Here is a 20538-nt window from a genome sequence, read left to right as displayed (position 1 = left end):
TGGACGGATTCATCGTCCACTCTGCGACATAAAAAATGGCAGTGATGCCGCAGGCGGTTCAGAGGCCCGCAAGCGAGCCCGCCCGAGGAGTGAAGTCAGAAACCTTCTAGAACGATCTTGCCCCGGGCCTTGCCGCTCTCGACCAGCGCATGGGCACGACGCATGTTGGCCGCATTAATCGCACCGAAGTGCTCGCCCACAGTGGTCTGCAGAACACCTTGGTCAATCAGAGCGCTGACGTGCTGCCCTCTCGGCTCGGTAATGTCACCGCGTTCCGAGAGAACTTGCATAACCAGGGCCGTGGAGGTGAGTACAAAGCCCGCTGCGCAGACAAATGACACCTGCCAAGGGAATCCAAAAGCCATGCCGACAAAAGTGAGCAGAACAGCACAGACCACCACCTGCAGGCTGCCCAGCCCAAAGATCTGCCGACGCAGATCCCATAGGTGCGAGGGTTTCATCTCCAGTCCAATCACAAAAAGAAACATCGCCACACCCAGCTCGGCCACCTCAATGATGGTGTGGGGGTTATTGATCAGTTGCAGTCCGAAGGGGCCAATGATCAGCCCCGCCGCCAGGTAACCGACCACTGAGCCGAGCCCGATGCGTTTGAGCAGCGGCACTGCCACCACGGCGGCGGCAAGCAAAGTGACGACAGCAAATAATTGACCTGCATTGCCTTCAACAGCCATGGCATTGACCCTCATCCCACATCAGGACCGGTAATGCGTCCACGGCCAGGCGTGTCGAGTAGAGCTTTAAAGCTCAGCGCTCAGTCCCGCAATTTTTTCAGGACCAAGCACAATATCTGGAGGGTTCACCAGGAACTCTCCAGGGTAGGAATGACACCTGAAGTGTAGTGCAGCACACCGGCATCGTTTGAAAGGGTGACAAAAAATTCAGTTGCTTCTCCCCGTCCGTACCGTAAAGGGCCGGCTAACAATCCTTTCATTTATACCGAGCGCGCAGGCTTGGCTTGAATCTTTGGCCAGGTACTTTGGCCACGATATTAACCTTAAATATAAGTGTTTTAATTGGCCCTCATCAAATCCATCTGATACGGCTTTTTTTTGATCACCTGAGCCTTTTTCGTCAACCAACAGTCTATAAAGTGCATGCCCGATGTTCTTTAAAACAACAAAAAGCAGCCAACTCGTTTTGGCGCTTGGGCACACTGACGCGCTCAAGAATCTAGACCATCCCAGGATCAAAAATAGAACCTTGTTTTATCAGAACAAACGGGACAAATAACAATTCATTTGATTTGGAGATGGTGTCGTGCGAAAGCTTGGCTTGGGCTTCCTGGTAACTGGCGTTTTTGGGCAACTATCAGCACTACTATGGACCTACACGTCCACAGGACAAACTTGTCAAAACAACGTCGACAATTCATACATCCAGCAAAAAGTGACAAAGTTCGAACAACTATTCGATGACACCGCAAATAAAGTTGCGGCAGAGCTCAGTGCAAAAGATTCCGACGGGCTCGCGCACCTTGCGAAAAACGAATCCCGCATACCCGACTCAACGGAGGCTGAGGCCGTACAGTTTTTGATGGAAAAGCCAGATGAAACTACAGTACTTACGCTGCCTTCATTGCCCACACAGGCACACAAATGGACAATTATTCTAAGCGGTCTGATTGCTTTCACCGGCCTGCTCTTGGCACTCTTCGCTCGTAAAAAAACCATTCATACGCAATGGCATGTCTTTCGTACCATTCCAGGCTCGCTAATCACGCTGGAATGCCCGTGCTTGACATGCGGCGGCTATATTATCCACCCTAAAAAAGAAGCTTCAAGCACGCCTTCATCCGGCGTTTGGGTGGTCGAAATTGCATTGAACACACCCAGTCGCCACCGCGCAGTAAAAGCCATTCAGCAGCTGGAGTTGCCGGTAGCGCGTAAAGAAAACAACTTTGTCGTCATCGGCCCGTATAAACAAAAGCAGGACGCGGCTCGCGTCGTGAAAGAGTTGAGTGAACGTCATGGCGTTCGAGGATGGATGATGGCAGGAAATTGACACAGTCCGATTTATCGCTGGGCCGACCTCGAACAACCAGCTACTTATTGCATTCCACAAGAGAGCATTCATGATCGCAAAAGAACTTAGAGCCGAACTCGCCCTAAAAAAGTTTCTGGACGCCAACTTATGCATCCAACTTGAACTCAGCGAGCTGAACTACAGCCTCGCTGAACACTGTGGGCTCTCGCCGGAAGAATATCGCCTTAAATTTCTGAAAGAAGCATTTGAAGCAGAAGCCGACGCGCACGGCTGCGATTGCTGGGACTTCATCCTGCAGTGGGTGGCCGAAACCAAGGAAGAACTTGAGTTGATGCGCGAAGAACGCATGAAAGAGATTTATGACTTTCTGGACAATTAACAAGTGTTACAACTTACGTAGTCTATAAAAGCCGTCAGCTTCAAGATGAAAGACTAACTTCATCGGCGGGAGTATTGCCCAATACCCCCGCCTTCGTCTCTATTTAAACCGTCGCATAACAATCCACTACACGCCGATACTGGCTGGGAGAAGCTCCGATGTGCTGGCGGAAAAACCGTGTGAAATGACCTTGCTCGGAGAACCCGAGGTTCTCCGACAACAGGCCCAACGTTCCACTGCGCTCACGCTCCAGCCAGGTAAAAGCCCGGCGCATGCGCGCGTCGTTCAGCAGCAAGGTCGGGGTCATGCCGGTATCTTTCTTGAACAGCGCAAAGAAGTGCGCCCGAGACAGTCCACAAGCCCGCGCGGCGTTGTCGATCGGGGTCGGATCATCGAGGTGCTCAAGCAACCAGGCGGTGCCACGGCGCACGCGCGCGTCCCGGAACTCACCTGAGTTCGGCGCACCCAGCATCGACAAATGCCGCCAACTGGAAAAGTCCTCGATCAGTTCGATCAGGAAGTCGAACAGCATGAATTCCATGCGTTCTTTCGGCACGATCCCGCAGCCATGCGCTTCGGCGACCAGGATGTCGGCCAAGGTGCGATTACGACTCGACAGCTCGATGCACGACCGGGCAAAAAAGTCCGGCCGACCGCTGAGCGCCAGCGACTGCTGGGCAGTGGCCAGCCAGGCGGGCTCGATGTAGAGCGCAAGGATCAGGGTGGCACCGGCGCCCGGCTGCGGATCGTAGAAATGCGGCTCCCAGGCGTTGACCAGCACCGCCGTGCGATCACTGAGCGGAACCCGCCGACCGTTAACGTTGAAGTAAGTGTCCTCGCCGGACACTTTGACCAGCACATGGCATTCGGAATGGGTATGGGTGACCAGCGAATGATCCATATTCAGCAAGGCGACCCGGCCAAACCTGCCGTGGAAAACCCGTTGGGCAATCGACATCAGATTCCTCCGCTCGCTTGAAGCGATATCGTTATCGGCCTCAATGCATATCATCGGGGCGCTTATCTATTTCACAAGCCCGTCGATCGGTCCATGGTTCAGCAACACTTGGCTGGCCACTATCGCGCGCGAATGACCGAGCGTCTACCTCGACTTTCGCAGCCCCCACGTTCGTCGGAAAAACCGCCTTACAAGGCATGGCGTTCTTTGCCGTGATAAACGCGCAGGATATCGGCCACCACCGCCAGAGCGATTTCCGCCGGGGCCTTGCTGCCCAGATCGAGGCCGATGGGCATGTGTAAACGGGCGATCTGTTCATCCGTCAGACCACCGATGCGTTTCAGCCGCTCAGCGCGCTTGGCCGAGGTTGCCTGAGATCCCATGGCGCCGATGTAAAACGCCGGAGTGTGCACCGCTTCCATCAGCGCCAGGTCATCGATTCGCGGATCGTGAGTCAGCGCCACCACCGCGGTCGCCGCGTGGCAACCTCCGGCGGCAATGAACATCGAGGGCAGCACGCGTTGCATCTCCACACCTTCGAGTTTTACTTGCAGCATCTCTTCCCGGGGATCGCAGGCGATGACTTCGCAGCCGATGGCGCGGGCAAAACTGGCGCAGAATTCGGCGACCGGCGAGAGCCCCGCCAGAATCAGTCGTAACGCCGGGCCGACGCTGATGCGCACGCTTTCGTCGACGACTTGCACCCGCTCGCAGCCGTGTCCGGTGTCCGGGTCCAGGCGCAAGGCACCACTGCTCAGTTCGACGTGACGCAGCAGACGACGCTGACCCAGCAACGCTGCTTGCAGACTCTCCAGGTGGGCGATCCATTCGAGACTGGCAGCGCGGTGCTCGACCAGCACGATCAGCACGCCGCCACAGGGCAATCGCAGGCGGTGGCGTTGCTCGACGCTGTCGCCATAACTGACGATCTGCGCCGGTTCGCGTAACTCACCGCGCGTCAGGCTTTCGAGAAACTCCTCTTCGACGCAGCCACCCGACAGCGAGCCGACGTGTTCGCCTGTGCCATTGGTCACCAGCATCGCACCCGGCGCACGCGGTGCCGAGCCATAGGTGGAGAGCACCGTACATAGCCACTGGGCCTGCCCGGTGCGAGCCCATTGCAGTGCCTGGTCGATCACCTGAACATCGAGATGACGCATATTTTCTGTACCTCAAGCAAAGCGTGGTGCTGCATGCAGGGTTACGTTTACGGTAACCTGCGAGCAATCCTGTTCAATCGTTGATTCAACATGTCGCCACAACAGTTTTTGCAACTCGGGGCGCTGCGCCTGGAACATCGCCAACTGCCTCCGGCTGACCCATCGCGACCGACACTGGTGCTGTTGCACGAAGGCCTCGGCAGCGCCGACCAATGGAAAGACTTCCCCCTGCGCCTGGCCCAGGCCAGCGGTTACGGTGTGGTCACTTACAGCCGTCAGGGTTATGGGCAATCGAGCCCGGTAACCCTGCCGCGTCCGCTGAACTACCTGAGCAGCGACGGCCCTCGGGAACTGCGGCAATTGCTCGATGCCTTGCAACTGCCGCAAGTGGTCTTGCTCGGTCACAGTGACGGCGCATCCATCGTCCTTGCCTATGCCGCCACCAACGATCCACGCGTGTTGGGCAGCATCGCACTGGCGCCTCACGTGATTGTCGAGGCCGAGAGCCTCGATGGCATTCGCCACACCACCGAGGCCTGGCATCAGGGCGAGTTGCGCGAGCGCCTGGCACGCCACCATGGGACAAATGTCGATGGCGCTTTTCACGGTTGGAGCGACAGTTGGTTGCACCCGGACTTTTCCTTGGATGATCTCGAAGCGCAGTTGGCTTATATCGAAAAGCCGTTGCTGGTCATTCAGGGTCGCGAAGACCACTACGCCACGCCCGAGCAACTGGTGGTCATCCAGCGACAGGTCGCTGGACCGTGCCGCTGTGTGTTGCTGGATAACTGTCGGCACTTTCCCCAGACCGAAGCGACCGAGCAGACCTTGCAGCTGATCTGCGAATTCCTGAAGCGCCTCCCCGCCTTTACTTGAAATTGCCTTGGGTTTCTGGAATCACCACGCTGCCGATCAGGTAGATCACCGACAGACCGACGGCGAACATCGCCAACACCATGGGGATCTGCGCCGGGCTGCCGCTGACCAGGGACACAAAGGTCGGCATGGTTCCGCCGAGGGCGAAACCGATGTTCCAGGACAATCCGGTGCCGCTGGCTCGCAGCTCGGTGGCAAAGCGTTCGTTGAGGAAGATCAGAATCGGCGCGATGATCGCCCCACCTATGAAGCCTATACCCACGCAATACAGCGCAGTACGGGTCAGCGAACCCGATTCGGCGACACCCAGAAACATCATCGGCAGGCTCACCAGGTTGATCACACCCAGCAGCATGAAGGTCTTCTTGCGACCGATCAGGTCGCTCAGGTAACCGAAGGCCAGTGCTCCGACAATGGTTGCCACCGACCCGTACATGAGCAGCTGCGAAGTCTGCGCATGAGGCACTTTGGCGACCACGTTGAGCAATGTCGGCAGATAACCGCAGGCCAGGTAATACGTGGCACCGCCTCCGAACGTAATTAGCAGGTTGACCAGCATCACGCCGCGGTACTCGCGACCGAACAGACGCTTGAGCGGCGACACGACAACTACCGCCGGCCCCTTGGTTTTGCGCGCTTGTTGCAGTTGCTGCCAGACCGGGGTCTCTTCCAGGTAACGGAACATCACCAGACCGAAAAACGTGCTTAGCAGGCCGCAGAAGAACATGAAGCGCCAGCCCCAGACGTCAAATTCTTCCCCGGGAAAGATCTCCGACAACACCAGATAAGTGAATGACGCCAACAGCGCGCCCATACCGGCGCCGGCGCCACCGATCAACCCGGACATCAAGCCGCGATAGCGCGGCGAGATGGATTCGGTGCCGATGGTGTGAGTGGAGGCAACGATGCCGCCCACGAAAATGCCCTGAATCACCCGCAAGACCAAAAACAGTATCGGGGCCAATATGCCGACCTGATGAATGGTCGGCAACGCGCCAAACAGTGCCGTTGAAATACCGACGCCGACCATCGACACCATCAACGCACGCTTGCGACCGTGTTTGTCGGCATACGCACCGAAGATCGCCGAGCCCAGCGGACGCACCAGCAAGGCCACGGCGAACGACGCATAGACGGCGGCCAACGACAGTGTCGGGGTGTCCGAGGGGAAGAACAGGCGGCCGATGATCGGCGCCACATAGAGCAGAATGAACAGGTCAAACAAATCCAGCGCCCAGCCGAATGTCGAGGCAAATGCCGCGAGCAAGGCCTTGCCCGGTGGAATCTGTGGTGTATCGCTAGCGGCGCTGGAGGGTGATGCAGTTATTGTTGTTGTCGTAGTCATGGTTGCCTCACACAAACGGTGATCGAACGTTCTGCATCCCGGTGCACGGGTTGCGAGTAATCAGCAGGTCAGCGGTGAAACCTTGATGTGCCCTTTCAGTTGCATTGAAGGGGCGGCAGGCCCTGCTCCGTAAGGCGTACGCTGTTACCAACATACTCCCGGGCCCGCTCGCCAGTACGATTTACTCGCCGATAAACACGGCCGTACGCTTGCTGTGAAACGCTTCAACGCCTTCCTTGAAGTCCTTGGAGCTACGCAAACGGCTATAGCAGTGACCTTCCATTTCGATCGCGACGGTCAGCGGCGCATCTTCGTTGTCGTTGATCAGTTTTTTCGCCGTGCGCTGAGCCAACGGCGAGAAGCGCCGCAGTTCATCGACCAACGCGTCGACGGTGCTTTCCAGTTCGGTATCCGGCACGACCTCGGTCGCGATACCCCAGGCGTAGGCCTGGTCGCCGGTGATGCGTTTGGCGCGCATTACCATGTGTTTGGTGCGGGTGATGCCGATGATTTTCTGCAGGCGCGCAGAGCCACCCGAGCCCGGGATCTGACCGAGGTTCTGCTCAGGCAAGGCGTAGCGAGTGGTTTGCGAAGCAATGCGGAAATCACAGGCCAGGGACAGTTCGAAACCGACGCCGAAGGTGTAACCCCGGTTGGCCACGATCACCGGTTTTTCGCAACGTGCCGGTGCCGCGACGTTCCAGGCCAGTTTCGAAACGTGCTCTGGCGACGCTTCGAGGAAGCCCTTGATGTCGCCACCGCTGGAGAAGTGTTCGCCCACCGAGCGCAGCACGATGACGCGCACGCCTTTGTGTGCATCGAGGGCTTCGAAGACCTGGCGCAGTTCATCACGCTGCCCCATGGAAATGACGTTCAACGGTGCGCGGTTGAGGATGATGTCGGCGCGCTCGCGGGACACATCGACTTCAACCTGGAAGCCATCGAACTGAGTGTCGAGAAATTGCTGGATCGCTTGCTGTTGCATGAGAGTGTCCTCTGGATGATTAGCTGATGGCCTTCAAGGCCTGTTCCTGAAATTGAGCCAGCAGCACGCGCCGCAGCACCTTGCCCACTGGAGATTTGGGAATCTGATCGATGAACTGATAACGCCGTGGCCGCTTGAATTTGGCCAGGCCCGAAGCGATGCAATGGGCATCAAGGTCGCCTTCAGAGACGTCGGCGCGCAGCTTGATAAACGCGGCGATGATCTTGCCCCACTGCTCGTCGGGCAGACCGACCACCACCACCTCTTCCACTGCCGGGTGCAGGGAGAGCATGTTTTCGATTTCTGCCGGACTGACGTTTTCGCCGCCGGTGATGATCAAGTCATCGACACGCCCCGTGACGAACAGATCGCCTTCAAGATCGAAGTAACCGATGTCACCGGTGAAATACCATCCGTCACGCAATGCCTTGGCGGTCGCTTCGGGACGGTTCAGGTAGCCTTCGAACGCCTCGTCACTCGCCAGGTCGGCGATGATCTGACCCTCCTCCAAGGGGTTGACCTGCACGTCTGCCGTTTCAGCATCAATCGGAACCACGCGCACGCGCTGGTTCATTGCACTGCGCCCTGACGAACCGGGTTTGCGGCTGGCTTGCTGGTCGATGGTGAAGGTGTAGATCTCCGAGCTGCCGTAATGATTGACGAACAATTGCGGCTGGAACGCCTGCTCGACGCGACGCATCAAACCGTCGCTCATCGGTGCACCGGCAAAGCCGATTTTCTCCACACTGGCGACTCGCTCGCGGGCAAAGGCCGGGTGTTCGATGAGCATGTGGTAGAGCGTCGGCACCAGGTACAGGTTGCTGACCTTTTCCCGCTCGATGGCCTGCAGCGTGGCCTCCACATCGAACTTCGGCACACAGACGAAATGTCCGTCGATCAGCGCCATGGACAGCAACGAACGCACGCCCATGGTGTGGTAAAGCGGCATGACACCCAGCGTGCACTCGCCCTGGCGGTAGAGGTTTTGCGCTACGTGGGCAACCGCTGCGGCGCGTTCACTACGGTGCCGACGCGGCACGCCCTTGGGCTTGCTGGTGGTTCCGGAGGTGTACAGCAGCAGTGAAAAGTCTTCGGCGTCGGCCTGCAAAATGATGCCGGAGGGGGTCTGCGAACACAGTTCCTCGAAACTCAGGTCGGTGTTGGCGGCACGCAGACCGGTGGCGATCCGTGGCAGCCTTGTGGCGGCGCTGCAACCGGCCACGGCGGTCACGGTCGCGTCGTCGTAAGCCACTGCACGGATTTGCGCATCTTCGATGCAGTAGCCCAGTTCCTCGGCAGTCGAACGCCAGTTCAACGGGGTCATGACGATGCCCGCAAACTGACAGGCCCAATGCAAGGTTGCCATCTGCCAGCGGTTTTGCATCACTACCAGCAGTCGATCGCCGCGTTGCAGCCCAAGGCATTGCAAGCCCCAGGCGGCACTCTGGATATCGACGAACCATTCTTCATAGGTTTTCTTCAACGCACCGTCACTGACCGCCACGGCGTGCGGGCGGCGTTCAACGGCAGCGAGGAAACTGCGTCCGAGATCGAACATTTTTGTTATACCCCTTTGTTCGTTTGGCGCTGGGCAGCGACTTCGAGCACGGCCTGAACGATGCCGGTGTAACCCGTGCAGCGACATAGGTGCCCCGAAAGCATGTCGCGTACCTGGGTCTCGTCCGGGTTGGGTACCCGCTCGAGAAAATCCACGCAGGACATGAGAATGCCCGCAGTGCAAAAGCCGCACTGCAAGGCGTGATGACGGCGAAAGGCTTGTTGCAGGTCGCTCAGAGTGTCGTCGTCAGCCAGGGACTCGACGGTCTCGATACGCCGCTCGTGCCCCTGTACCGCGAGCATCAGGCAGGAACGCATGGCGACTCCGTCCACCAGCACCGTGCAGGCACCGCAGACACCGTGTTCGCATCCGACATGGACACCGGTGGCACCGAGGTCGTGGCGCAGGAAGTCGCAGAGTTGGGTCCGCGGCTCAGCCAGGGCTTCGCGGGAGCGGCCGTTGAGTTCCAGGCGGATCGGAAAGGTTTGGTCGGCAGTTACACGCATGTTCAGACTCCTTCGATCAGCTGGTGACCCAGCTCGCGAATCAGTTGGCGGCGATAGGCAGCGCTGGCGTGCACATCGTCTTGTGCATCGAGCGACCAGGCGGTTTGATTGAGCGCGTCCGGCAGCTCCGCACCACGAGGCAGGCTGCGACGTTGCGGACGGTCGGCGACCCCGCCGATGCCCAGTTCGACCTGATCCGCGCCGATGGCTGCGGCCAGGGAGACAATTGCAAAGTCGCCGTGGCGCATGGCGATCTCGCGGAAGCGATAGGTAATGCCTTCGCGCTTGAGCGGAAAGCGCACCTCGACAACCAGTTCATCCGCACGCTTGTCGGTGGTGAGAATGCCTTGGAAGAAGTCAGCAGCCTTGACAATGCGCTTGCCTTTTTTCGACTCCAGAACGATCTCGCCACCCAGCGTCACCAGGCACAGCGGCAACTCGGCGCTCGGGTCGGCATGAGCCACCGAACCGCAGACTGTGCCGCGATTACGCGTCTGGAAGTGACCGATCCAAGGCATTGCCAGCGCCAATAAAGGCACCTCGTCCATCAGGGTCGAACGCGCCAGCAACTGCGCCTGTCGTACCCCGGCACCTACCGCCAGGCAATCCTTGCGCAGTTCGATATAGGCCAGGTCAGCCACATGATTGATATCGATCAGCAACTTGGGCTGAGCCAGGCGCATGTTCAGCACCGCCATCAGCGATTGGCCACCGGCGATGATGCGAGCTTCCTGGCCGTACTCGGCGAGCAGCTCAACCACCTGACGACGGGTGTCAGCCCGAACGTAATCGAAAGCAGCCGGTTTCATTGCGCACCTCCCTTGCCAAACAGTGCGCCAAGCGACGCACGCAGCCGCGCCCACCAGCCGGTAGAGATGGCTTGGCCGCTGACCCGTTGCGACAGGCGAGTAAAGATTTGTCCGATGATCACTTTCGAGGCCCCTTGCAACATTCGGCCGCCGACCGCGGCGACCTTGCCGCTGACCGCCACCTGGTATTGGTATTCCAGGCGTGTGTGGCCGTTTTCCAGTTCAACGAAACGCACCTTGGCCTGCCCCTGGGCCGACCCCATCGAGCTGCTGCCGGAACCGGACAGACGCAATGAATGCGGCGGGTCCAGATCACTCAGGGCAACCTTGGCCTCGAAGCGCGCGCGGATCATGCCGACGCCGACAGTGACGTCTGCGCGGTAACGGTTTTCGCCTTCAAGCACGAGGTCGTGACAACCGGGAATGATCGCAGCCAGCGTCTGCGGGTCGAGCAAGGTGTCGAAGACCTGTTGCGGCGAAGCAGGAATCACCACAGAGTCGTTGGCCCGCAGTGCCGGTCCACCGGCAGGTACTGCGTCGAGGTTTTCATCGGGCTCCATACCGGCGGGCCGTGGCGGCTCGTCGATCCCGATCAGCGTGCGTACTTTCGATGGCGTCAGTGGCAGACGGATGTCCGAGCGGCCGAGGGCGTCGGCCACCGCGTTGGCGACGCACACCGGCGTGCTCATATTGTTGCCCTCGCCCACACCCTTGGCGCCCAGTGGGGTGAAGGGCGATGGCGTTTCCATGTGCAGGATCATCGGTTCGATCACTTCCGGTGCGGTCGGCACCAGATAATCAGCGAAGGTCCCGGAGAGGAAGCTGCCGTCCTCGCCATAGGCGAACTCTTCCATCAGCGCCGCGCCGAGGCCTTGGGTGAAGCCGCCACGAATCTGGCCATCGACCAGTGCCGGGTTGAGCAGGCGGCCGGCGTCATGGCAGGTGACGTAGCGATCGATGTGGATCTCGCCGGTCATGCGGTCGATTTCCAGACCGCAGATGTCGAAGACAAAGCCGTAGCACAGCGAGCTGTTGACCTGATCCTTGTCGTCCGGTGCCTCCAATTGCGGCGGGCTCCAGAAGGCGGTTTCACGCAGACCGCCGTTTTCCCCTTCCGGCAGCAGGCCCGGCGACCAGTGGGTCGCACCGGCAATCCGATGAAATGGTGCTACCGCCCCGCCATTGACCACGAATATCTTGCCGCCGGCGAAACGAATATCTTCGGGACTGGCCTGCAATTGCTCGGCGGCAATCGCGGCGAGGCGATCGCGGATCTTCAGCGCGGCTTTGTAAACGGCACCGGCCACAGCGCCGGCGAAGCGGCTGGAATAGTTGCCCGAGGCAATCGACCAGGCGTCCTTCTGGGTGTCCAGCTCGACGTTGACCACGATGGATTCCAGCGCAACCCCAAGCACTTCGGCGACGACTTGAGCGACGGTGGTTTGATGGCCCTGCCCTTGCGGTGCCGAGGACACATGCACACTGACGTCACCCAACGGGCCGACGTTGATGGTTGCGGTGGCGACAGCGCCGTTTTTCGGACCGGCCTTGCGCCGCTCTTCGGGTGTCATCGCAGTGGTGATGTAGCCCATGTTGGAAATCGACGGTTCGATGACAGCGGCATAACCAATGCCATAGATCCGGCCTTCGGCACGCGCCTGATCACGACGTTTGAGCAACTCGTCGAGACCGCCATCAGCCGCCGCCAAGGCAATGCCAGCCTGGTAGTTGCCGGAATCGAGCAACGCACCGGCAGCCGCGCGATAAGGGAAGGCATCGGCCGGCACCAGGTTGCGGCGGATCACATCCAACGGATCAAGCTTCAACTGCACGGCGATGTGTTGCAGCAACCGTTCAAGGGCGAAATACACCTGTGGGCCACCGAAACCACGGTTCAGGCCGGAAGGGGTTTTGTTGGTCAGCACCACTCGGTTGCGCACTTGCAAATTGCGGATCGCGTAGGCACCCGTCAGGTTGCCGTGCATGCGGTAGAAAGTCGCCGGTTCAGGCGCTCTCAGGTAGGCACCACAATCGTCGATCTGGTCATAACGCAAAGCGGTGATACGGCCATCGGCTTCTACCGCCGCTTCAATTTCGGTCACCCGATTGGTCGCCGAAGAAGCCCCCTGAAGATGTTCCAGACGGTCCTCGACCCACTTCACCGGTGCACCGACCTTGCGTGACGCCAGGCCCATCATCACCACGTAAGGGAAAACCCCTTGCTTGATGCCAAAGCTGCCGCCGGAATCTTTCGGTGTACGCAAACGGAGGCGGTTGCCGGGTACATTCAGTGCCCGGGCCATGACCGTGTGCAACGCATAAGGGCCCTGAAAATTGGCCAGCACGTCATAAATGCCGGTGGCGCGCTCGTACTGAGCCAGCACCACATAGCATTCGATGGGCGTGCAGGAACTGCGCGGAAACTTTACTTTGAGCGAGACCTTGTGCGGCGCCTGCTCGAAGGCCTGCTCCGGCTCGCCATAACGAAAGTGCCGCTCATTGACCACGTTGCTGCCGACTGCTTCGTGCAGGACCGGCGCCTGTTCGGCAGTGGCCAGTTCAGGATCGATGATCGGTGGCAGCGGCTCGTATTCAACGCGCACCCCTTCGATGGCGTCCTCGGCCAGATAGCGGCTCTCGGCGATCACCACGGCCACCGGCTCCCCGACGTAACGCACCTTGTCGACGGCGACGCACCAGTGCTCCATCGGCTGACGCACACCCACCGGGAACGGCAGCGCCCAGCGTTTGACGTCTTCGCCGATCAGCACGCCGTGCACACCTTTCATCAGCAGCGCACGGGAAAAGTCCACCGAGGTGATACGTGCATGAGCGTGGGGTGAGCGGATGATCGCCGCGTGCAGCGTTCCCGGAGGGATCGCAGCGTCATCGGCATAGCAGCCGAGGCCGCGCAACAAGGCGGCGTCCTCGACACGGGTCTGACGGGCGCCGATGTGGCTGGTCGGGCTTTCGGTAGCAGGCTGGAAAGTAGTCATTTTTTTCGCGGCTCTTGTTGTTGTGCAGCGCGATAGCGTTAGAGCCGAGTGTGTGAGAAAGGCGCGGGGAGCGCCTTGCCTGAGGAGAGGGAGTTCTGCGCTGGAGTCTGAAAATTTGCCTTAGCGTCTGATTTTCAGGACTGAGACCCGACATAATGGCCGGTCAGGGATGGGACGCGGGATGGCTCAGGAAAGCTTCGATTTCTGCACAAGGCATCGGTTTGGCGAAGTAATACCCCTGAAAAATATCGCAACGACTGCCCTTCAGGAAATCCACCTGGGACGCCGTTTCCACGCCCTCGGCGACCACCGTCAGACTGAGGTGATGGGCCATGGAAATAATGCCTTGGGTGATCGCTGCATCGTGAGGGTCGGTAGCGATTTCCTGAATGAACGAGCGGTCAATCTTGATCTTGTCGATGGGCAAACGCTTGAGATAGCTGAGGCTGGAAAAACCGGTGCCGAAATCATCGAGCGCAATGCGCACCCCCAGCGCCTTGAGCCGGTGCAACGTGTCGATTGCCTGTTCCGCGTTATGCAACAGCAGCGACTCGGTGATCTCCAGCTCCAACTGCTCACCACGCAGACCATGTTTCTCCAGGGTGGCCTGGACACACTGGACGAACTGGCCACGCTGAAAATGCATCGGCGAAATATTCACGGCCATTGAGATGCTCGTAATGCCCTGCTCGCCTAGCTGGCGCAGTTGCGCGCAGGCCGTATCGAGTACCCAAAGGCTTAGCGGGATGATCTGACCACTGTCCTCTGCCACCGGCACAAACACCGCGGGTGAGATAAAGCCTTTTTCCGGATGCTCCCAGCGCAGCAACGCTTCGATCCCGACCACCCGACCCGTGCGCGCTTCTATCTGCGGTTGATAATGCAGCTTGAGCGACTGGGTCTCGATAGCCTTTTGCAGGTCATTGCGCAGGCTCGCGTGCTCGCAAACGCGCTGATTTAGATCGCTGGTGTACCACTGAAAGTTGTTGCGCCCTTGCTGCTTGGCTTTGTACATGGCCATGTCAGCCTGCTGAATCAGCTGCATCGGCTGCTCGATGTGACCATCGTTCAGGGTGATGCCGACACTTGCGCTCAGGTGCAGGTCAATGCCCTGGATGCAGTAGGGCCTGGCAATGCTGGCCATCAATCGCTCGGCTACCGGTACAACGTCCTCATCACGAAGCAAGTCCGGCAGCAGAACGATAAATTCATCACCGCCCATGCGCACGATGGTATCGCCGGGACGAATCTGCTGGGTCATACGCTGCGCCACCTCAATCAGCACCTGATCGCCGAAGTAGTGTCCGATCGAATCGTTGATGGATTTGAATCCATCCAGATCAATGCACATCACCGCCAGACGACGCTTGCGCCGACGACTGATGTGACAATCCAGAACAAGCCGTTCTTCAAGCGAAACACGGTTGAGCAAGCCGGTCAGCCGGTCATGGCTGGCGTTGAAGCTCAACTGGCGCTCGTAATGCTTCTGCTCGCTGATGTCCCGGGCAATGCCGAATACCCCGACGATTTCTCCGTTGACCATGATCGGCAGGTTAGAGATGTCCATGGTCAGCAGATTGTCACTCTCGTCGAGAACCCGTGCCTCGAAGCGCTGAGGTTCTCCGGCGCGGGCTGCGGAAAAATGCTGACTGACCCGCTCCAGGTCCTCTTCGAGTACCAGATGGGAAAAGTGATGACCAATGAAATCGGTTGCGGTGTACGGTTTCAGCTTCAGGCCTGCTGCGTTCACACTTTGGATATTGCCGAACAGATCGAGGGAGAACACGGGGTGGGGGTTGTAGGTGAACAATGAACGAAAACGTTGTTCGCTTTCCTCCAGTCGTTGGCCATCACGCTCATGACGAATCGCAATGACTGCCAGTTGGGCCGCGCGGTCCAGTCGTTGAATCTGCGCCTCGTCCGGCGCATGGACGCGGTTCTGGTACAGGGTAAATGTACCCAACACGCGTCCCTGATGGGAGAGCAAAGGCACCGACCAGCAGGAACGCAGGTTATGCCCCAGCGCCAGGCTGCGGAAACGCTCCCAGTTGGGGTCCCGGGCGATGTCTTCGGTGACCACAAGCTCGCGCCGGAACGCAGCGGTGCCGCAGGTTCCTTCCTGTGGACCAATGGCCATTCCATGAATCGCGTCACTGTATTCGACCGGAAGGCTGGGCGCCGCGCCGCTCAGCAAGCGTTTGCCCTCGGCATCAGTGAGCAGTATCGAACAGAAGGTTTCGGGGGCCTGTGCGTCGTGCATCTGGCAGATGGCGCAGAGTATGTCGCCCAGATGATGATCGGTCGCGATCATACCGAGAATGTCACGTTGCGATTCGGGGAGTGTCTTGCTGCGAAAACCAGGACGAGTATTCATGGTGGTTCCTGAAGACTCTCGAGGTCGTCCGGTCTTCAGAGAGCCAGAAATAGTAGGCGGCCGATCACTGTCCACTAGTGCGTCGGACGCGCACTCTATAGAGCACCGACGCACTAAAAAAAGACTCAGATCCAACATAAAAAACAGTATCAGATTTATGAAACTGTCATCTCTGTCCATTGCTCCGATGCGGCCCAAAGACGCTCGGCATACTCAAGATCGACTGCCCATCTGGCCACGCCCTTGCGTCCCGTCTCCGATTCGTTGATAGAGGCGATATTGCAATCTTCGCAGTAAACACCGCCCAAGGTTGCAAGCGTGGCGCTGGTCGCACACCACAGGCCGGTTGCAGCGCCCTGTTCCAGTGTCTTGAGTCCGATCTCCGGGTTCAGGCGCTGCCGACCGTGCTCATCCAGCACGTCGAATGCGGCTATTTCGGCGCTGCTCAGATGGCGTCCGAGGCTGGTCAGGACTTGCCCCGGGTGCAGCGAGAATGCCCGCACGCCGCGATGACGTCCGCGTTTGTCGAGCGCCATCGCAAACAATGCGTTGGCGGTTTTCGACTGACCGTACGCCACCCACTTGTCGTATGGCCGGCGCAAAAAATCGATGTCGTCAAAATCCACCCCGGCGATCTGATGCCCTCGTGACGAGACCGAAACCACGCGCGCCGCACCCGCGGCAATCAGTGCCGGCCACAGCCCGCAAGTCAGGCGGTAATGACCGAGATGGTTCGTAGCGAACTGACTTTCGTGCCCATCGCCGTCTCGCGTCAGTGGCGAGGCCATGACCCCGGCGCAGTTGATCAGCAGCGAGATCGGACGGCCACTGTTGAGCATGCGTCGGCTGAAGGCTTCAACCGATGCGGGTTGCATCAAGTCCATCTCCAGTACTTCGACCCGCTTGACCTCTGCCAGGGCAGCCAGGGCCCGGACCGGATCTCGGGCGGGAACGATAACGTGCGCGCCGGCGGCAGCCAGGCTCTTCGTGGTGACCAGTCCGATTCCCGAATAACCGCCGGTGACGATCGCAATTTTGCCGGTCAGGTCAACACCTGCCATGACCTCGGCGGCGGTACTGGCGGCATTGAAGTCGGAGTGAATAGGGTTTTGAAGCGTCGGCATGAGAAATCTCCCTCGCAGGTATCGAAGTGCTCGATTCTTCACTAAGCTCGCTGGACGAAACAGCTCAAGAAACCCGGTTTTCTATCGTGATCATCCAAAATTCAGTTTCTGATCCATTGTCCGAAGTCCTGGCGCTGTCAGGACTGCGTGCCGCCTGCTCCGTGCGATTGCAGGCAGGCGGCACTTGGGCATTACAGTTCCGGCCCATCGAATTGAAATTCAATGTCGTGCGACGAGGCGAGTGCTGGTTGCGCATGGACGGCATGGCGCCTTGTCATCTAAGGGCTGGCGACTGTTTTGTCGTTGCTCGTACGCCGTTCGTTCTGGCCAGCGGGCCGGATGTGGAGGCGATAAATGCCTCCGATGTGTTTTCCCATGCGGGGGCGTCGGCAATGTTCGGCGTGGGTGACGATGTCGAGTTGCTGGGCGGCAGCGTTTCACTTGTCGGTCCTGCGGCGATGGAGTTGCTCGATGCATTGCCGCCTGCACTCATCATCCGCGCCGGGTCCGGAGGCGCATCGTCGTTTGGCTGGCTGCTGGATGAACTGGATCGTGAGTGGCAATCGAATCAAGCTGGCGCGCAAGCAATGTGCAACGATCTGCTGCGGCTGATCTTCATTCACGTGCTTCGCCATCGCATCACCGCCGCCGACGCTACTGATTTGAATTGGCTGGGAGGACTTCGAGATCCGGTCATCGCCAAGGTGTTGCGTGCCATTCATGGCGCACCCGAAAAATCTTTGAGGTTGGCTGAAATGGCGGATATGGCTTGCATGTCCCGCTCTGGCTTTACTGCATTATTCAAGACGCGCGTGGGGCAGTCGCCCGGCGAATATGTCACGCGATGGCGCATGCAAGTGGCGGCGTCGAGGTTGCGCGATGGCACGGACAACGTCGCTACCGTTGCCGCTTCGCTGGGTTATCTGTCGGATGCTGCCTTTGGAGTCGCGTTCCGCCGTGTTCACGGAAAATCGCCCGGACAATATCGACGCGAAGCACTGCGATAACCGGGTATTGAGGTGGGCCAGGCTTGCTCGCAATTTGGCCTGAGGAAGCTAGGGCGTAACGCCCTAGCAGATCGCAGAGGTCACTTTTTCTTTTTCGCCGGCTTTTCTGCCTTGTCTGATTTCTTAGCCTTGTCTGGCTTGCTATCAGCTTTTTTTGCAGATTTCTTCGGTTCGGCATCTTTTTTCTTGTCTTTCTTTTCGGAAGATTTCGAAAGAGCCGAAGCCGCAGCTGATTTCTTTGCCTTCGATGACTTTTTGTCTTTCAAATCCTTGCTGGCGTTCGAAGCATCACCTTTGCTTTTCTTCTCGTCTTTAGCCACGTTGACCACCTCTCGGAAAATGCCGGTATTGGCACATTGCCTGTGCGATTCGTCCACAAGCTAATCATTAGGCGAGCGCACCCAAAGGCGGTTCAAAATTTTTGATGCGTTGAGACAGGCTTTGGATGAAGCACCGAGATGTGAGCCCAGATGAATCTACCCCCTCGAAAACCACTCCCCACAAAAAAGCCCACTGACCGTCTCCGATCAGTGGGCTTTCTCTTATTACGCTTCTACTTACAAAGCCATATCACTGGCAGCATTAGCCTTCGGCGCTTTCGCCTTATCAGCATCAGCCGGAGCAGCAGCCGGAGCCGCTACCTGACCAATCGCTGGCGGCGGTGTCAGTTGCAGCACCTTGGCGGTGTAAGCCCACTCCTGCGCAACCTTCTCAGGGCTGCCGTTCAGCTGAGTGCCATAGCTCGGCACGATCTGATGCAGCTTTTCCTGCCAGGCAGGCGAAGCGACCTTGTCCTTGAACACTTTCTGCAGCACGGTCAGCATGATCGGAGCAGCCGTCGAGGCGCCAGGCGATGCGCCCAGCAGGCCGGCAATGGTGCCGTCTTGCGATGCAACGATCTCGGTGCCCAGCTTCAGCACGCCACCCGCTGCTTCATCACGCTTGATGATTTGCACGCGTTGGCCGGCTTGCCACAGGCGCCAGTCTTCGGCTTTGGCGTTCGGGAAGTATTCTTTCAGGGCGTTGAGGCGGTCTTCGTCAGACAGCATCAGTTGGCCGGCGAGGTACTCGACCAGCGGGTATTCCTTGATGCCGACTTTGGTCATTGGCCACACGTTATGCGTGGTGGTGGTGGTCAGCAGGTCCAGGTACGAGCCTTCCTTCAGGAACTTGGTGCTGAAGGTCGCGAATGGGCCAAACAGAATGACGCGCTTGCCGTCCAGGACACGGGTGTCCAGGTGCGGAACCGACATTGGCGGTGCGCCAACGGAGGCTTTGCCGTAGGCCTTGGCCAGGTGTTGTTCGGCCAGGGTCGGGTTTTCGGTGACGAGGAACGAGCCGCCTACCGGGAAGCCTGCGTATTCCTTGGCTTCAGGAATACCGGACTTCTGCAGCAGGTGCAGTGCACCGCCGCCCGCGCCGATGAACACGAACTTGGCGTCGGTTTCGGACTGGGTGCCGTCTTTCAGGTTTTTGTAGCTGACGCGCCAGGTGCCGTCGTCGTTCTTGGTGATGTCTTGCACTTCGCTAGACAGTTTCAAGTCGAACTTCGGTGTGGTTTGCAGGTGCGCGACGAACTGGCGGGTGATTTCGCCAAAGTTGACGTCGGTGCCGATCGGGCTCCAGGTGGCCGCGATTTTCTGGTTCGGGTCGCGCCCTTCCATCATCAGCGGAACCCACTTCTTGATCACAGCCGGGTCTTCGGAGTACTGCATGCCGGCGAACAGCGGGCTCGCTTGCAGGGCTTCGTAGCGCTTCTTCAGGAACTTGATGTTGTCATCGCCCCACACAAAGCTCATGTGCGGCGTGGAGTTGATGAACGAACGCGGGTTTTTCAGCACGCCTTGCTGAACCTGCCAGGCCCAGAACTGACGGGAGATCTGGAACGCTTCGTTGATTTCAACGGCTTTCGGGATCTGTACGTTGCCCTTGTCGTCTTCCGGGGTGTAGTTCAATTCGGCCAGGGCGGAGTGACCGGTACCGGCGTTGTTCCAGCCGTTGGAGCTCTCCAGGGCGACGCCGTCGAGGCGCTCGATCATTTCCATCGAAGTGCCAGGTTCCAGCTCGTTGAGCCAGACACCCAGGGTCGCGCTCATGATGCCGCCGCCGATCAGCAGTACATCGACTTTCTTTGCCTCTGCCGCGTGAACGGACGTGATCCCCATCGACAAAGCCAGCCCCAGCAGGGCCGTGTTCATTTTCTTAAACATCTGTAGCACCTATGATAAAACGCCATCCGCCCTTCCATTCCCGCTCACGGCCCCTTGGTTCACGACATTCAGGCAGGACGTCATGGGTGCTCGTACACAAGAATCGAAGGGTGGGCACACAAGGCCGACTGTCTGCATCGACCTCAATTTATATGTCCCTACTGAACTGACTTTTTATCATTATTGGCTTCAGCTACTTGAGCGACATTGATCCTGTCGGCACGTCTCAAGGACGGGCCAACTGAAT

The 20538-nt window shown here is 58.7% G+C and carries 16 protein-coding genes and 2 pseudogenes; 4 read left to right on the top strand and 14 right to left on the bottom strand.

Annotated features, from left to right (window positions below):
* Window positions 1-95: 95 nt before the first annotated feature.
* Both QMX98_RS02295 and QMX98_RS02290 read right to left on the bottom strand, forming a co-directional pair.
* A pseudogene (locus tag QMX98_RS02295) lies at window positions 96-239 on the bottom strand (zinc-binding dehydrogenase); the annotation flags it as partial.
* 57 nt (window positions 240-296) lie between these two features.
* A pseudogene (locus tag QMX98_RS02290) lies at window positions 297-692 on the bottom strand (cation:proton antiporter); the annotation flags it as partial.
* Window positions 693-1278: 586 nt separating this feature from the next.
* Here QMX98_RS02290 and QMX98_RS02285 point away from each other — a divergent pair.
* Both QMX98_RS02285 and QMX98_RS02280 read left to right on the top strand, forming a co-directional pair.
* Window positions 1279-2022, top strand: a complete 744-nt coding sequence (locus QMX98_RS02285) for an SPOR domain-containing protein (protein ID WP_077750320.1) — start codon at window positions 1279-1281, stop codon at window positions 2020-2022.
* A gap of 70 nt (window positions 2023-2092) precedes the next feature.
* A complete protein-coding gene (locus QMX98_RS02280; protein WP_282410182.1) occupies window positions 2093-2383 on the top strand; it encodes a DUF6388 family protein in 291 nt (96 codons plus the stop codon).
* Window positions 2384-2486: 103 nt separating this feature from the next.
* Here the strand turns inward: QMX98_RS02280 and QMX98_RS02275 are convergent, their stop codons facing one another.
* The gene (locus tag QMX98_RS02275; RefSeq protein ID WP_282410181.1) at window positions 2487-3341 is read right to left on the bottom strand and encodes an AraC family transcriptional regulator; all 855 of its coding nucleotides are present in this window, start codon (window positions 3339-3341) and stop codon (window positions 2487-2489) included.
* A 188-nt stretch (window positions 3342-3529) separates the two neighbouring features.
* Complete coding sequence (locus QMX98_RS02270; RefSeq protein WP_282410180.1) at window positions 3530-4501, bottom strand: XdhC family protein; 972 nt, start codon at window positions 4499-4501, stop codon at window positions 3530-3532.
* 90 nt (window positions 4502-4591) lie between these two features.
* Between QMX98_RS02270 and QMX98_RS02265 the strand changes: the two genes are divergently transcribed.
* Window positions 4592-5377 (top strand): alpha/beta hydrolase, encoded by a 786-nt coding sequence (locus tag QMX98_RS02265; protein ID WP_183681689.1) that lies wholly within the window; start codon window positions 4592-4594, stop codon window positions 5375-5377.
* Here QMX98_RS02265 and QMX98_RS02260 read toward each other — a convergent pair.
* The 8 genes from QMX98_RS02260 to QMX98_RS02225 form a co-directional block, all read right to left on the bottom strand.
* Window positions 5370-6722 carry an MFS transporter gene (locus QMX98_RS02260; protein WP_282410179.1) on the bottom strand — a complete coding sequence of 451 codons (1353 nt, stop codon included), beginning with the start codon at window positions 6720-6722 and terminating at the stop codon, window positions 5370-5372. The two genes, QMX98_RS02265 and QMX98_RS02260, sit on opposite strands and share 8 nt — an antisense overlap.
* A gap of 181 nt (window positions 6723-6903) precedes the next feature.
* On the bottom strand, window positions 6904-7707 hold the full coding sequence (locus QMX98_RS02255) for an enoyl-CoA hydratase/isomerase family protein (protein ID WP_010459412.1): 804 nt from the start codon (window positions 7705-7707) through the stop codon (window positions 6904-6906).
* 19 nt (window positions 7708-7726) lie between these two features.
* Entirely contained in the window at window positions 7727-9265 is a 1539-nt protein-coding gene (locus tag QMX98_RS02250; protein ID WP_282410178.1) for an AMP-binding protein, read from the bottom strand.
* Between the two features lie 5 nt (window positions 9266-9270).
* Window positions 9271-9771, bottom strand: coding sequence for a (2Fe-2S)-binding protein (locus QMX98_RS02245; RefSeq protein ID WP_008060977.1), 501 nt, complete (start codon window positions 9769-9771; stop codon window positions 9271-9273).
* 2 nt (window positions 9772-9773) lie between these two features.
* Entirely contained in the window at window positions 9774-10580 is an 807-nt protein-coding gene (locus QMX98_RS02240) for an FAD binding domain-containing protein (protein ID WP_282410177.1), read from the bottom strand.
* Complete coding sequence (locus QMX98_RS02235) at window positions 10577-13576, bottom strand: molybdopterin cofactor-binding domain-containing protein (protein ID WP_282410176.1); 3000 nt, start codon at window positions 13574-13576, stop codon at window positions 10577-10579. Before QMX98_RS02235 ends, QMX98_RS02240 begins: the two co-directional genes overlap by 4 nt.
* 163 nt (window positions 13577-13739) lie before the next feature.
* On the bottom strand, window positions 13740-15950 hold the full coding sequence (locus tag QMX98_RS02230; protein WP_282410175.1) for an EAL domain-containing protein: 2211 nt from the start codon (window positions 15948-15950) through the stop codon (window positions 13740-13742).
* Window positions 15951-16105: 155 nt separating this feature from the next.
* Window positions 16106-17074, bottom strand: a complete 969-nt coding sequence (locus tag QMX98_RS02225) for an oxidoreductase (RefSeq protein WP_077750309.1) — start codon at window positions 17072-17074, stop codon at window positions 16106-16108.
* A gap of 26 nt (window positions 17075-17100) precedes the next feature.
* Here QMX98_RS02225 and QMX98_RS02220 point away from each other — a divergent pair, with 26 nt between their 5' ends.
* Window positions 17101-18081 carry an AraC family transcriptional regulator gene (locus tag QMX98_RS02220; protein ID WP_282410174.1) on the top strand — a complete coding sequence of 327 codons (981 nt, stop codon included), beginning with the start codon at window positions 17101-17103 and terminating at the stop codon, window positions 18079-18081.
* 80 nt (window positions 18082-18161) lie between these two features.
* Here the strand turns inward: QMX98_RS02220 and QMX98_RS02215 are convergent, their stop codons facing one another.
* The gene (locus QMX98_RS02215; RefSeq protein WP_282410173.1) at window positions 18162-18458 is read right to left on the bottom strand and encodes a hypothetical protein; all 297 of its coding nucleotides are present in this window, start codon (window positions 18456-18458) and stop codon (window positions 18162-18164) included.
* Window positions 18459-18638: 180 nt separating this feature from the next.
* A complete protein-coding gene (mqo, locus tag QMX98_RS02210) occupies window positions 18639-20291 on the bottom strand; it encodes a malate dehydrogenase (quinone) (RefSeq protein WP_083377015.1) in 1653 nt (550 codons plus the stop codon).
* Window positions 20292-20538 lie beyond the last annotated feature (247 nt).

The organism is Pseudomonas sp. PS02303 (assembly GCF_029959925.1).
GTDB lineage: Bacteria > Pseudomonadota > Gammaproteobacteria > Pseudomonadales > Pseudomonadaceae > Aquipseudomonas > Aquipseudomonas mandelii.
This window is presented reverse-complemented; position numbering and strand designations above follow the sequence as displayed.

Coding starts and splice junctions, on each gene's coding strand:
- QMX98_RS02240 (WP_282410177.1), bottom strand. CDS start 10,580: ATGAAACCGGCTGCTTTCGATTACGTTCGGGCTGACACCCGTCGTCAG.
- QMX98_RS02225 (WP_077750309.1), bottom strand. CDS start 17,074: ATGCCGACGCTTCAAAACCCTATTCACTCCGACTTCAATGCCGCCAGT.
- QMX98_RS02275 (WP_282410181.1), bottom strand. CDS start 3,341: ATGTCGATTGCCCAACGGGTTTTCCACGGCAGGTTTGGCCGGGTCGCC.
- mqo (WP_083377015.1), bottom strand. CDS start 20,291: ATGTTTAAGAAAATGAACACGGCCCTGCTGGGGCTGGCTTTGTCGATG.
- QMX98_RS02270 (WP_282410180.1), bottom strand. CDS start 4,501: ATGCGTCATCTCGATGTTCAGGTGATCGACCAGGCACTGCAATGGGCT.
- QMX98_RS02265 (WP_183681689.1), top strand. CDS start 4,592: ATGTCGCCACAACAGTTTTTGCAACTCGGGGCGCTGCGCCTGGAACAT.
- QMX98_RS02230 (WP_282410175.1), bottom strand. CDS start 15,950: ATGAATACTCGTCCTGGTTTTCGCAGCAAGACACTCCCCGAATCGCAA.
- QMX98_RS02235 (WP_282410176.1), bottom strand. CDS start 13,576: ATGACTACTTTCCAGCCTGCTACCGAAAGCCCGACCAGCCACATCGGC.
- QMX98_RS02260 (WP_282410179.1), bottom strand. CDS start 6,722: ATGACTACGACAACAACAATAACTGCATCACCCTCCAGCGCCGCTAGC.
- QMX98_RS02255 (WP_010459412.1), bottom strand. CDS start 7,707: ATGCAACAGCAAGCGATCCAGCAATTTCTCGACACTCAGTTCGATGGC.
- QMX98_RS02245 (WP_008060977.1), bottom strand. CDS start 9,771: ATGCGTGTAACTGCCGACCAAACCTTTCCGATCCGCCTGGAACTCAAC.
- QMX98_RS02250 (WP_282410178.1), bottom strand. CDS start 9,265: ATGTTCGATCTCGGACGCAGTTTCCTCGCTGCCGTTGAACGCCGCCCG.
- QMX98_RS02280 (WP_282410182.1), top strand. CDS start 2,093: ATGATCGCAAAAGAACTTAGAGCCGAACTCGCCCTAAAAAAGTTTCTG.